12 protein-coding genes are annotated in these 12,449 nt (G+C 47.3%); 4 read left to right on the plus strand and 8 right to left on the minus strand.

Features of this window, described 5'->3' with window-relative positions; all coding sequences use genetic code 11:
- Window positions 1–59 precede the first annotated feature (59 nt).
- The 7 genes from DES40_RS08375 to DES40_RS08405 form a co-directional block, all read right to left on the minus strand.
- Complete coding sequence (locus DES40_RS08375) at window positions 60–368, minus strand: hypothetical protein (protein ID WP_121100710.1); 309 nt, start codon at window positions 366–368, stop codon at window positions 60–62.
- Window positions 369–572: 204 nt separating this feature from the next.
- On the minus strand, window positions 573–1,304 hold the full coding sequence (locus DES40_RS08380; RefSeq protein ID WP_121100712.1) for a DUF4197 domain-containing protein: 732 nt from the start codon (window positions 1,302–1,304) through the stop codon (window positions 573–575).
- A 32-nt stretch (window positions 1,305–1,336) separates the two neighbouring features.
- The gene (locus tag DES40_RS08385; protein WP_121100714.1) at window positions 1,337–2,155 is read right to left on the minus strand and encodes an enoyl-CoA hydratase-related protein; all 819 of its coding nucleotides are present in this window, start codon (window positions 2,153–2,155) and stop codon (window positions 1,337–1,339) included.
- A gap of 138 nt (window positions 2,156–2,293) precedes the next feature.
- On the minus strand, window positions 2,294–4,078 hold the full coding sequence (gene sdhA / locus DES40_RS08390) for a succinate dehydrogenase flavoprotein subunit (RefSeq protein ID WP_121100716.1): 1,785 nt from the start codon (window positions 4,076–4,078) through the stop codon (window positions 2,294–2,296).
- A gap of 45 nt (window positions 4,079–4,123) precedes the next feature.
- On the minus strand, window positions 4,124–4,474 hold the full coding sequence (locus DES40_RS08395) for a hypothetical protein (RefSeq protein ID WP_121100718.1): 351 nt from the start codon (window positions 4,472–4,474) through the stop codon (window positions 4,124–4,126).
- A gap of 10 nt (window positions 4,475–4,484) precedes the next feature.
- Window positions 4,485–4,865: a succinate dehydrogenase, cytochrome b556 subunit gene (gene sdhC, locus DES40_RS08400; RefSeq protein ID WP_121100720.1), complete on the minus strand. Its 381-nt coding sequence runs from the start codon at window positions 4,863–4,865 to the stop codon at window positions 4,485–4,487.
- A gap of 173 nt (window positions 4,866–5,038) precedes the next feature.
- Window positions 5,039–5,650: a hypothetical protein gene (locus tag DES40_RS08405; RefSeq protein WP_121100722.1), complete on the minus strand. Its 612-nt coding sequence runs from the start codon at window positions 5,648–5,650 to the stop codon at window positions 5,039–5,041.
- Window positions 5,651–6,024: 374 nt separating this feature from the next.
- Between DES40_RS08405 and DES40_RS08410 the strand changes: the two genes are divergently transcribed.
- The 4 genes from DES40_RS08410 to DES40_RS13200 all read left to right on the plus strand — a co-directional run bounded on the left by DES40_RS08410 (window position 6,025) and on the right by DES40_RS13200 (window position 9,739).
- The gene (locus DES40_RS08410) at window positions 6,025–7,455 is read left to right on the plus strand and encodes a Do family serine endopeptidase (RefSeq protein WP_121100724.1); all 1,431 of its coding nucleotides are present in this window, start codon (window positions 6,025–6,027) and stop codon (window positions 7,453–7,455) included.
- A 232-nt stretch (window positions 7,456–7,687) separates the two neighbouring features.
- The gene (locus DES40_RS08415; RefSeq protein ID WP_121100726.1) at window positions 7,688–8,782 is read left to right on the plus strand and encodes a helix-turn-helix transcriptional regulator; all 1,095 of its coding nucleotides are present in this window, start codon (window positions 7,688–7,690) and stop codon (window positions 8,780–8,782) included.
- Between the two features lie 144 nt (window positions 8,783–8,926).
- Entirely contained in the window at window positions 8,927–9,493 is a 567-nt protein-coding gene (locus tag DES40_RS08420; protein WP_121100728.1) for a hypothetical protein, read from the plus strand.
- Window positions 9,494–9,589: 96 nt separating this feature from the next.
- Window positions 9,590–9,739: a hypothetical protein gene (locus DES40_RS13200; RefSeq protein WP_170144937.1), complete on the plus strand. Its 150-nt coding sequence runs from the start codon at window positions 9,590–9,592 to the stop codon at window positions 9,737–9,739.
- 3 nt (window positions 9,740–9,742) lie between these two features.
- On the opposite strand, the gene metH is transcribed toward DES40_RS13200, so the two are convergent.
- Window positions 9,743–12,337 carry a methionine synthase gene (gene metH, locus DES40_RS08425; protein ID WP_407656789.1) on the minus strand — a complete coding sequence of 865 codons (2,595 nt, stop codon included), beginning with the start codon at window positions 12,335–12,337 and terminating at the stop codon, window positions 9,743–9,745.
- Between the last annotated feature and the right edge of the window lie 112 nt (window positions 12,338–12,449).

Consider the following 12,449-nt stretch of genomic DNA (forward strand, 5'->3'; position numbering starts at 1 on the left):
GAGAAGAAAATGGCAAAAAACAGCCGAGCTTGGCGCGGCTTTATGGTGTTTTCATGGTTTTATTCTGCGGCGAAAGCCGTATTTTCTCTATCATTTAATGCGGCGCGAAAGTCAGGAATTTCGCAATCCAAAGTCGCAGCACCTTGTACGCGTTCAGCCCACATAAAAGAGAGTGCATCGCGCTTGCAATTTAATGTATCCGCCATGTCGCTCTGAACAGATTCTCTGATTTTTTGCGTGGTATTTTCTACGGCGCGTAAAGCCCCTGAAATGAATTCCGCACCATCATGAATTGGTGAGGGGGTAAGGTCGTTATCCGGTACACCCTGTTTAAACAGTTTAAAAGTCAGCAGTCCTTCGCGTGTCATAAGTGCCCCTTATGCGAAATTGACGGTGTTTTCATTATTATAACGACCTCCCCTCTTGTCAAAAACTATATAGGAAAACCCCTCATAATACTAATTGATATTTCAATTAATTTCAGTTTTGACCGATTCACACCTTATCACAGGTGAAAAAGACACCGCCCTTTCGCCTGCGCGCTGAATTATTCATCGCCACATTGAAACGCGTTAGAGATTCGCCGCCCCGAATACACGGCGTAAAATCTCGCTTGTACGTTTGGCGGGGTTCTCGCGAATCGCTTTTTCTTCATCACCGATATATGTAAATACACCCTTCAGTCCATAATCCACACCATGTTGGATGAGGCTTGTCTTCGCATCCGCGCCCAAGCTCGGCGCAAAGGGAACACTATTTAGTCGTCCCGCCAGTTGATCCATTAACTGTAACGCACCTGTTTGTTGAAGCGCATTGCCCATTATCGGAGAAAACAAATCTGTTAAACGCGCCGATGTTTTTTCCTGAAGATATGATGTCGCCGCATTATCTGGGCCCCGAACGATTGAAATCGCATCTTGGATAGATAATCCCGACACGGCATCAACAAAAATATCCTTAGCGACTGGAGCCGCTTTTTCAGCGCCGTGGTTTAGCTGCGCCTGTAAATCATTAAGCAAACCACCCGCGCCAATCGGCTGCAACACATTTTGTATGTCTTGTAAAAATTGCGGCAGAGGAATTTTAATACGGCTATTATTTAAAAACCCGCCATCTTGCCCAACGGTGCTGATGGCATGGCCGATGCCATTATTTAATGCCGCTCGGATACCAGAGGCCGCCTCCGCTTGGGATAACATACCTGAACCTAAGACGCCTTCTAGGATAGCAGGATCTAAAGTTTCACAGGCAGCAAGACTAAGGCTTGGAAGCGCAATCAATATATGGCGACGATTAAGAGGCATGACATTTTCCTTTATGTTTGCGTAGCCTCAGCTCATTCAGAATAATCTTTGAATTCTGGGCTACGCTTTTCAAAGAAGGCCGTTACCCCTTCTCTACAGTCTTCAGATACAAACGCTTTTTCTAATAAAACGCTTTCTTCTATATGCGCTTTAAATGGCGCTTCGTCCATAGCGCCAAACCCTTGCATTGAATGTCGTAATAAGCGCTTATTATTGATTGTAGACGTCGGAGAACAGTTTTGGGCAATATCACGGGCGACATTCAGCGCATGAGGCAAGACTTCTTCTGGGGCTTTTAATTCACTTATGAGCCCCGCAGAAACAAGTTCATCCGCTTTCAATATACTGCCCTTCAAAATCCATTCTTGGGCTTTGGCAAACCCGACCAAGCGAGGCAGGAACCAGCTCGAGGCGCCGTCAAAAGCAATGCCGCGGCGCGCAAATGGAAAGGCAAATTTGGACGTGACAGAGGCAATACGTAAATCCATCGGCAAGAGCATTGTCGCACCAATCCCCACAGCCGCGCCATTAATGGCGCCGATAATTGGGGTTTCGCAATCATACATGCTTAAAACAAGCTCACCGCCTCTGTCCCGGGCGACACCTTCATGGTAATTGGCGCCTGCGACGGTTGCAAAGCCTTGTGAAATATCGGCGCCGGCACAAAAGGCACGCCCTGCGCCTGTCACAACGATAATCCGGACGGACCTATCTGCGTCCAACGTTTTATACGCTTCGATGAGCTCTTCGCACATTTGAATATTAAAACTATTCATCGCTTCTGGGCGATTAAGGGTAAGGATAGCAACCGAAGAATTTTCTACGTCGCGGGATATATTAAGGGTTTCCATAGCGCTCTCTTTTTTGGCAGACTATTCAACACCATCAAGAGAATACAAGCCTCAATCCCAACTGTACTGAGGCTATGCAATAATTTTAGGTACAAAAAACCCCGCCATAAGCGGGGTTAAATGCAAATAAATCAGAACCTAATAAACGCGTTTCTTAGGGACAATATAGTCAATGCCGTCTGTCATCGTGTAATCATGAACTGGACGGTAATTGATTTTGACTTTGTTTTTCTCACTATCATACCAAGCCAATGTATGTTTCATCCACTCGCCATCATTGCGATCTGGGTAATCTTCATGGGCATGCGCACCACGAGATTCCTTGCGATTGTCAGCAGACGTAATCGTCACCATGGCTTGGCACAGAAGGTTTTCAAGCTCTAAAGTTTCCATCAAATCCGTGTTCCAAACCATTGTGGTATCAGAGACATTGACGTCTTTCAGCGACGCCGCAATCTTGGTCACTTCTTTCACGCCTTCTGCCAAACTCTCTTCGGTCCGGAAAACAGAACAATGCGACTGCATCGCTTTTTGAAGCTCAAGACGAATCTCCGCTGTTTTCTTAGGGCCCTTTGCATTCCGGAATTTCTCAATCCGTTTCAAAGATAAATCACCTGCATCAGCCGGTAACGGACGCTGCTCAGCATTCGGCGTACAGGTTTCGCCTACACGTAATCCAGCCGCGCGGCCAAAGACGACAAGGTCAATCAAAGAGTTTGACCCCAAACGGTTCGCCCCATGCACAGACACACATGCCGCCTCGCCGACAGCCATGAGGCCTTTTACAACGCTATCAGGGTTCTTCCCTTTTTTCGTGACGACTTCGCCGTGATAATTGGTTTGGATACCGCCCATATTATAATGGCAGGTCGGCAAAACGGGGATAGGCTCTTTGGTGACATCCACACCCGCAAAGATCTTAGCTGTCTCTGAAATCCCTGGCAGACGTTCAGCCAAAATTGCAGGGTCAAGATGATCGAGATGCAAGAAAATATGATCTTTATTCGGGCCGACGCCGCGGCCTTCGCGAATTTCGATGGTCATAGCGCGCGATACAACATCACGGGATGCCAAATCCTTGGCCGATGGGGCGTAACGCTCCATAAAGCGTTCCCCCTCTGAGTTTGTAAGATACCCGCCCTCACCGCGAGACCCTTCGGTAATCAAACAGCCCGCGCCGTAAATCCCTGTGGGGTGGAACTGAATAAATTCCATATCTTGAACAGGCAGACCCGCCCGTAAAACCATCGCATTACCATCGCCCGTACATGTATGCGCAGAGGTTGCAGAGAAAAACACACGGCCATAACCGCCCGTTGCCAAAATCACTGTCTGAGCGCGGAAACGGTGGAGCGTACCATCATCAAGCTTCCAAGCCGTGATACCGCGGCATTCACCGTCTTCCATAATCAAATCGAGGGCAAAATATTCGATAAAGAACTCTGCATCATGGCGAAGCGATTGACCGTAAAGTGTGTGAAGCATGGCATGACCTGTCCGGTCAGCCGCAGCACATGTACGCTGCGCTTCGGGGCCTGCACCCATATTCTGCATCATACCGCCGAATGGACGCTGATAGATTTTACCTTCTTCTGTACGCGAGAAAGGCATACCCCAATGCTCTAGTTCATAAACAGCTTTGGGCGCTTCGCGGCAAAGATATTCGATTGAGTCTTGGTCACCCAGCCAATCAGACCCTTTAACCGTATCATACATATGCCAGCGCCAATCATCTGGCCCCATATTGCCAAGCGAGGCCGCAATACCGCCCTGCGCCGCAACTGTATGTGAACGGGTTGGGAAAACCTTGGTAACACAGGCTGTCTTCAGGCCCGACTGCGCCGACCCCAGCGTTGCACGAAGGCCAGAGCCACCCGCGCCAACAACGACAACATCAAATGTATGATCAATCCATTTAGTCATATGACTATCCTAAATATTGTTATTCTGTGTCTAAGCGTTCTAGGCCTAGAGAAAGGCCAATTTAATGACCGCATAGGCAAGCGCCGCCCAAATCAAAAAGGCGACAATTTTATTTTTCAGTAAACCGAATTTTTGGAGGCTTCCTCCAAAGTAATCCATAATGACTTCGTCCATTTCAAGTTTGCAATACCAGATGGCCGCCGTTGCAAAGGCCAAGAGCCCCAATGCGCCAACAGGCGACGACAACCATGATATGAAACCCGCAGATGGCGAAATATCCGTACCAGAGTTAACGGCGCAAATCGCACAACACAGTGCGAAAGGCAGGCCAATTATTAATCCCCAACCCACAAAACCGTGAAGCTTGTGATGAGAAGTCCCTTTTCCGTGTGCCATGATCCGCCCCTTAAATTACCAAGCCGACGCAAATGCCGGAGACTAAAACAGCCAAACCAATCATGCCGAAAGAGAGCTTGTTATTAAGCTCTGGGTTTAGCATCGCGCCGCGATCCCAAATGGCATGGCGAAGCTGTGCAAGCGCCATAAAGACAAAGGCAAAAACAAAGATTGCAAATCCAATAACGCCTAATGGGCTAAAAATCAGTCCTTCTAGCGGGAGCGCGCCTGTACAAGCCAGACACACTAGGCCTACCGCAACAAGGAAAAGCGCGACATAGCTTATGATTGCACTGGCGCGATGAAGAATTGAGGAAAGCATGGCGGGATGCCAACGCCAAACCTGCAAATGCGGCGACATTGGCCGTTTGTCATTCCACGATGAAGACATAGAAAGGTCCTTATTAAACTTGAGCGCAACCTAAAACTCTGTCCGATATAGTCAACGCATAACCCTTTGAAAATCGCGTATATTACCCGCGCAAATGTGAAGGGCCGTTAAAAACGAACGTAAACTTGCGACTGACTATTAAGAGCGCCGTTTTAAAGACAACCTTAGTACGATTAATGTGAATTTTGCGCCGCTAAATCGAACTCAGCCCGAAAATGGCGTCCCTCGCGATTGAGTTCATAAGCAAAAATTTTATTCGGGATGATTTCAAGACTCCAAACATTGGTCACTGAAGCGTCAAGACCATGAGTAGCGAAGAGTGTTTTTGAATAGTTATCAGCAGGAAAATGCTGTTTGGTCGCTGTGCCTATATCTTCAGTCGTGCCGCCATAAGCTGTGACAGGATCAGGAGAGCCATCTTTGAGAGTATGGGCATGAGACAATTTCAATCCGTTTTCTTGTTTTGAAATTGTCCAAACGCGGCTTTTGTCTTCACCGACTGCCAATGGCATGACAGCCCCCATTTCAGTACAATCAATCGGGCCCACCGTTAAAGCTTCTGCTCGCCAGTCCACATCTTGCGGATCTTGGCTTACGACGGCCCCTGTTAGAGTTTTGCCGCAAAGCGTTTGAAGGTTATCAACAAAACTTACTTGTGGACTGGAATGGCTCTCAAGCTTCTCATTTTGAGGTTGAGAATTGTCTGCGCATGCGACCAAAAAGGCGGGCAAAAGAATAGCCGCCACTGAAAAACGGGATAAAAATGAGCGATAAGAAGTTTTCATATAAAGGCCCTATCAGTCAACTTTAAGGAATGAAACAATAAGTTTTCAAGAAAGGTTTGACGGCGAGAGGGTGATAAAACGGCTCGTCCCATATAACTAGACATCCCATAACTAGAGATCCCACAGACATCCCAAGTCCCCCCCCCGAAACTCCCGAAACTACAGGCCTGTGAAAAGTTAAATGATCTCGCGAGACGAGTCGAATACACCTTGATATAAGACACAAAAACAAGGCCTTTGCGTTTGTATCTCTTTGATTTGGGCCAATAGGCTTATTAAACTACATTCATCTTCTGTCCTGACCTCTTGTTGTCGGCGTCACCGCTATTAAATTGACAACAGATTAACTTAGTTAAGATTTAAGGAGTCCCCCTATGCGCAAATCTCTCTTGATTGCAGCCAGTGGTATCGCGCTAATCGCAGCGCCCATTGCAATCTCCCAAGGCGTTTATTCAAACAGCCCCGCTATCGGTCAAAGCGGCGTCTTGACGATTGATAACAATCGCGGCGTTCTGACGATGGCGCCGCTATTAGAGCGCATCACCCCTGCCGTTGTCTCTATCGACGTGGAAGGTACGAGCAAACCCGCCTCTCAAGACTATAGCAGCCAAGAAGATCTCTTACGCCGTTTTTTTGGCGGTAATTTACCAGAAGCTCAGAACCGCCCCACACGCGGCTTGGGTTCGGGCGTAATCATCGACGCGAGCGAAGGTTTAATCGTTACGAATAATCATGTCGTCGAAGATGCCGATCGCATCACTATCACTCTCGAAGATAAACGAGAATTAGATGGCAAATTAATCGGCTCTGACCCGAAAACAGATATCGCCCTTGTCAAAGTTGATGCGAAAAACCTTTCTGAATTAAAATTCGCCAAAAGCCGTGATGTTCGTGTGGGCGATTATGTTATCGCCGTGGGCAACCCGTTTGGCCTATCTTCGACTGTGACCTCTGGCATTATCAGTGCCTTAGGCCGAGACCAAGGCGGTGCTGAAAATTACCAAGACTATATTCAAACAGATGCCTCTATTAACCCCGGCAATTCTGGTGGGGCTCTGGTGAATTCCAAAGGTGAATTGATTGGTATTAATACCGCTATTTTATCGCGCTCTGGCGGGAATAACGGTATTGGTTTTGCTGTCCCAACCCGCATTGTAACGTCTGTCGTTGAGCAGTTAAAAGAAAATGGTGAGGTTCGCCGTGGCCGTATCGGCGTTGGCATTCAAAATATTACGCCAACCTTGCGAGAGTCGCTCAACCTGACAACACTTAATGGCGCCTTGGTTAGTTCTGTTTCCGAAGGTACACCGGCTGATAAAGCTGGATTGAAAGAAGGTGATGTTATCGTCGGGTTTAATGGCGATGAAATTTCAGATAGTTCTGACATCCGTAATGCGGTTGGTCTTGTCCTCCCCGGTACGCGGACGGACATAACCTATATTCGCGATGGTAAGCGCCGAACTACCCGTATCGAAGTGGCCGAAGTCGAGGAAGACCGCGAAATCCTTACGGCCGAAGCTGTCGACGACATTCCTGCGATGGAAGCTTTTTCCGGCGCCTCAATAGGCGACATTCCTGATGATGTGGAACTACGCGGCGGCGAGAAAGGCGTTTACGTCATGTCTGTCGAGAACGGCTCCAAAGCCTATCGCGCTGGCCTGCGCCGCGGCGACGTCATCCGCTCGGTCAATTTGAAAGATGTGTCAAACCTAAAGGATTTTGAAAGCCGTATTGCAAATAAATCAGGACCATTTGCTTTGTCCGTTGAGCGTGAAGGCCAACGTGTTTTAATGGCCGTTAAATAACGTCCTGAAAACTCAAAGAAAAAGGCCCCGAATAAGGGACTTATAGAATAAGAGACTTAGACAAGAGTTTCATTTTCATGAAATCGGCTCGGCAAAATTGCCGGGCCTTTTTAATGTCTACCGTTTATAACAACAGGGCAGAGAATAGACCTGATGAAAACCCGAAAGCTGTCTCATTGACATAATCTATATGAATTCTTACGGTTATGCGTGGATTTAATGGGGGCATTCCATGCAGGCAGATACGATAGACCGTATTTATGAGGCATCGTTCATCCCTGAACTTTGGCCTTCAATTCTTGATGAAATCGCAGCGCAAACAGAAGCCCGTGGAGGGCTCTTATTCACCGTAAGAGATCGGATCCTTAATTGGACATCTTCTGATGATATTGAAGATGATTTTCATAGCTATGTGACAGGCGGTTGGTTCAGTCGATGCGGTCGCAAACTTTGTATGTTTAAGAAAGCGCACTCTTCTTTCATGATTGAAAATGATTATTGGACTGAAGAAGAATTCCAATCCAACGAAATCTATCAAAAATTCTTTAGACCAAGAGATTTGGGCTGTTCAGCAGGTACGGGGTTTCAAGTCCCCACGGGTGATAATATCGTCTTTAGCGTTGAACGCTCTCATCGACATGGCCCGTTAGAGCGGAAACATATCCATCACTTAAATTCGCTGCGGCCCCATATCGCCAGAAGCGCCCTCGTCTCCGCAAGGCTTGGTTTAAAAGCCGCTCAAGGCGCTAGTGAAGCCTTAAACAAAATCGGATTACCTACCCTGTTATTGAATTCAGAAGGCCATGTTGTTGAATCTAGTCATTTAGACGATACAGCGTCTGAATATATCATCTGGGGCGCGAATAACCGCATGGCGCTTTCGGATAAAAAGGCCAATAATTTACTCGTGACGGCTTTAGAGACTCTATCGCTTCACCCCGAAAAAGTTATCCGTTCTTTCCCTATTCGCGGACAAGACGGACAGCCTAGCTATGTCGGACATATAATTCCCATAAGCCGTTCCGCCCATGATTTATTTGCGCATAGTTACGCCGTCTTTGTTATGACACCATTGAATGTGAAACATGTCCCCCCTGTCGAACTCGTGCGCTCGCTCTTTGATTTCACTGCCTCCGAAGCCCGGGTCGCCCGAGGACTGGCCGCAGGGAATAGCTTGGAGAATATCGCTCAGGACGGTGATGTTGCTATAACCACAGTGCGTACTCAGTTACGAAATGTAATGGAAAAGACAGGGTGTAGCCGCCAAGCCGAAGTTGTGGCCTTGATGGCGAATATAAGTCTGCAGCGCCAAGATGCCCCTAAATAAAGACGCTCTTTAAAATGACCCTAAATAAAGAAAAATAGAAATTTTCTAAAGAATACCGCAAAACATCATCAATATTGATGATGCCAGTCCCATTTGAGGCCTCCAAAACCATACTGTTCAGATAACACAGTATTGGAGGATCACATGACAACCACTCGAAAAACAGCACAGTTTCTACTCGCCAGCGCTCTGGCTGTGTCTTTATCCGCTTGCGGCGCCTCTACGGGTGGCCTCGCGAAAAGCCTAGCAAAAGATGCTGCTATGAAGACTGTTTCCAATCAAGTCAGCCCACAGACCGTAGCGCCAAGCGTCGTGTCTGCGCCCCTCCCTGATGCTGCGGCATCAACCGAGCCAACGCCAACACCTATTGTGAGGCGCGCGAAAACAAACAAAAAATGTAAAGCTATTGCAGAAGAAATGAACGAAATTGATGCCAATATCGTCGCCTATACCGAAATAATTAATAATGGAGGGTCTTCTTTGGCTGGGCAAGCCGCAGCCACCGGTGCCTCTCATGCTGCTGTCCATAGTGGGGCCGCCAATGCTTTGATGAAAGTACCTTTTGGGGGGCTATTTGCAAAAAGCGCGATTGATAGCCTCGCAAATTCAGGGGCCAAAAAAGTCGAAAAAGCCCAAAAAGATTTAGAAAAAGCGAATTTACGGAAAGCAACACTTACGGGTCTTTATACCGGTAAAGACTGCGCCGCGTAAAACCTCCTACGGGGCGGTGAGACGGCGGGAAGCCAATGCGGCCCGCCGTCAAACAAATAAAGGAACACAGTATCTGCGTTAAATCTAGAGCGGAAAATGACACATATATTTGACAAATTTTTTGCAAAGATTGGCCTTGAAGAAGATGAAATACAAGGCTCCCCTCTGCGGGGCATTCTTTATGTCGGCATTGCTGTGATGACCGCCTTAATGTTTATCTTCACAGCTCTGACCATTTTCACCTGAGCATTAATAATTTAAAATCGGCGACAACCAACGCTCTGTATCTTCTACGCTCATTCCCTTGCGCCGTGCATAGTCTTCGACTTGGTCTTTTTCGATTTTCCCAACACCAAAATACACACTCTCTGGATGTCCGAAATATAGACCCGACACAGAACTCGCGGGATGCATTGCAAAGCTTTGTGTTAGAACAACTTCGGTTTCTTTTGTGGCATCCAGCAATCTGAATAGGGTTGCCTTTTCTGTATGATCAGGTTGTGCTGGGTACCCTGGCGCGGGGCGAATTCCAGCATATCTCTCTGCAATTAGATCCTCACCCATAGCTGTTTCATCCGGAGCATACCCCCAAAACTCTGTCCGAACACGTTTATGTAAATGTTCAGCGAAGGCCTCAGCCAAACGGTCACAAAGCGCTTTGAATAGAATAGAATTATAATCGTCACCCGCCGCGACATATTCTTTGGATTTAGCTTCTTCACCAAGGCCCGCCGTTACACAAAACCCTCCGATATAATCTCCATTCGGAGAACAAAAATCAGAAATGGCATAATTTGGCTTGGCTTGAGACCCTTTGCTAATCTGTTGACGCAGACCATGAAATGTCGCGCATTTCTCATTCATGTCTGGGTCGGCATAAACATCAATATCATCACCGCTTTTCTTGGCTGGCCAGAACCCAAACACTGCATTTGCTTTTACCCATTTGCCTGCAATCATGTCATCAAGCATTGCATTCGCATCGCGGAACAAATCTTTCGCCGCGGCGCCGAAACGCTCATTGTCTAAAATAGCTGGATAACGCCCTTTCAATTCCCATGTGGCAAAGAACGGCGTCCAATCAATATAGTCTCTTAAGTCTTCGAGCGGGTAGTCCAACAAGGTCTTTGTGCCAATGAAGCTTGGCTTATGCGGTTTAAAATTATCCCAGCCCTCTTTTGGGAGCCAAGGGTTGTCCCGCGCCTCTTTCAAGGTCAGTCTGACCTTGGCCGTTTGGCCTTTATTATGGGCCTCACGCGCTTTGACATACTCCCCTTTAATCTTGTTTTGATAGTCCTGTGACTCCTCGCCCAATAAAGACCCTACAACGCCGACTGCACGGGAGGCATCCGTTACATACACTACCTGACCCTTTTCATAAGCCGGATCAATTTTAACGGCTGTATGCGTTTTGGATGTAGTAGCGCCGCCAATCAATAGGGGCATGTCCATACCCAATCGCTGCATCTCTTTACCAACGTAAACCATTTCATCTAATGACGGCGTGATTAAACCTGACAAACCAATCATATCGACATTGTTTTCTTTTGCGGCAGCAAGGATTTTATCACAGGGCACCATCACCCCCAGATCAATCACGTCATAGCCGTTACATTGCAAAACCACCCCGACAATGTTCTTACCAATGTCGTGAACATCACCTTTGACGGTCGCCATTAAAATGGTGCCATTAGACGAACCCGCCGTGCCAAGTTCCTCTTTTTCAGCCTCCATAAAAGGCATAAGATGCGCAACAGAGGCTTTCATAACACGCGCGGATTTCACGACTTGCGGAAGGAACATTTTCCCCGAACCGAACAAATCACCTACGACATTCATGCCGTCCATTAAGGGGCCTTCAATAACATGCAAAGGTCGCTCTGCATCAAGGCGAGCCTCTTCTGTATCCTCGACGATATAGTCTGTAATACCTCTGACCAGAGCGTGCTCAAGGCGTTTATTTACAGGTAAATCACGCCATTTATTATCCACCTCAACCGCTTTAGATTTGCCATCACCTCGGTATTTTTCTGCAACGTCTAGAAGCCTATCCGTAGCATCATCACGGCGATTCAGAATAACATCTTCGACGCGCTCTCGTAGCTCTTCTGGAATGTCATCATAAATGGTGAGCTGCCCTGCATTCACAATCGCCATATCTAATCCGGCTGGAATTGCATGATATAGAAAAACTGAATGCATGGCTTCACGAACGGGTTCATTACCGCGAAACGCAAAACTGACATTTGATAATCCGCCAGAAATTCGTGCGTGGGGCAGCTTGGCCTTAATCCGTCTACAGGCTTCGATAAAATCGACAGAATAGTTATTGTGTTCTTCGATACCCGTCGCGACAGCAAATATATTCGGGTCAAAAATTATATCTTCAGGCGGGAAATTAATTGTTTCTGTCAGCAGACGATAGGCGCGTTCACATATCTCAAATTTGTGGTCAGCCGTTTCGGCTTGTCCTTCTTCGTCAAAGGCCATGACAACAACGGCCGCGCCCAGGTCGCGGCATTTTCTGGCTTGTTCCAAAAACGGTGCCTCGCCCTCTTTCATAGAGATAGAATTCACGACGGCCTTACCTTGAATACATTTCAGGCCAGCCTCGAGTACTTCCCATTTGGAGCTATCAATCATAATTGGCACACGGGAAATATCAGGTTCTCCTGCCAGTAATTGCAAGAAACGCGTCATCGCGGCAACACCGTCAATTAATCCGTCATCCATATTAATGTCGATGATTTGCGCGCCGTTCTCTACTTGTTGGCGAGCCACTGAGAGTGCCTTTTCAAAGTCGCCTTTGACAATCATCTTCTTAAAACGTGCGGAGCCAGACACATTGGTGCGCTCGCCTACATTTACAAAATTCGCTGTTGAGGTCATGCGATTGCGGCCCATCCACGCCGAGGACATTCGGCAAAAATTGAATTAAATAGATTAAAACGCATTG

The sequence above is a fragment of the Litorimonas taeanensis genome, from assembly GCF_003634015.1.
Lineage (GTDB): Bacteria > Pseudomonadota > Alphaproteobacteria > Caulobacterales > Maricaulaceae > Litorimonas > Litorimonas taeanensis.

What these genes read in the sequence shown, in the direction of transcription:
- DES40_RS08385 (WP_121100714.1), bottom strand. Translation starts at nt 2,155, where the DNA reads ATGGAAACCCTTAATATATCCCGCGACGTAGAAAATTCTTCGGTTGCT.
- DES40_RS08415 (WP_121100726.1), top strand. Translation starts at nt 7,688, where the DNA reads ATGCAGGCAGATACGATAGACCGTATTTATGAGGCATCGTTCATCCCT.
- sdhA (WP_121100716.1), bottom strand. Translation starts at nt 4,078, where the DNA reads ATGACTAAATGGATTGATCATACATTTGATGTTGTCGTTGTTGGCGCG.
- DES40_RS08380 (WP_121100712.1), bottom strand. Translation starts at nt 1,304, where the DNA reads ATGCCTCTTAATCGTCGCCATATATTGATTGCGCTTCCAAGCCTTAGT.
- sdhC (WP_121100720.1), bottom strand. Translation starts at nt 4,865, where the DNA reads ATGTCTTCATCGTGGAATGACAAACGGCCAATGTCGCCGCATTTGCAG.
- DES40_RS13200 (WP_170144937.1), top strand. Translation starts at nt 9,590, where the DNA reads ATGACACATATATTTGACAAATTTTTTGCAAAGATTGGCCTTGAAGAA.
- DES40_RS08375 (WP_121100710.1), bottom strand. Translation starts at nt 368, where the DNA reads ATGACACGCGAAGGACTGCTGACTTTTAAACTGTTTAAACAGGGTGTA.
- DES40_RS08410 (WP_121100724.1), top strand. Translation starts at nt 6,025, where the DNA reads ATGCGCAAATCTCTCTTGATTGCAGCCAGTGGTATCGCGCTAATCGCA.
- DES40_RS08420 (WP_121100728.1), top strand. Translation starts at nt 8,927, where the DNA reads ATGACAACCACTCGAAAAACAGCACAGTTTCTACTCGCCAGCGCTCTG.
- DES40_RS08405 (WP_121100722.1), bottom strand. Translation starts at nt 5,650, where the DNA reads ATGAAAACTTCTTATCGCTCATTTTTATCCCGTTTTTCAGTGGCGGCT.
- DES40_RS08395 (WP_121100718.1), bottom strand. Translation starts at nt 4,474, where the DNA reads ATGGCACACGGAAAAGGGACTTCTCATCACAAGCTTCACGGTTTTGTG.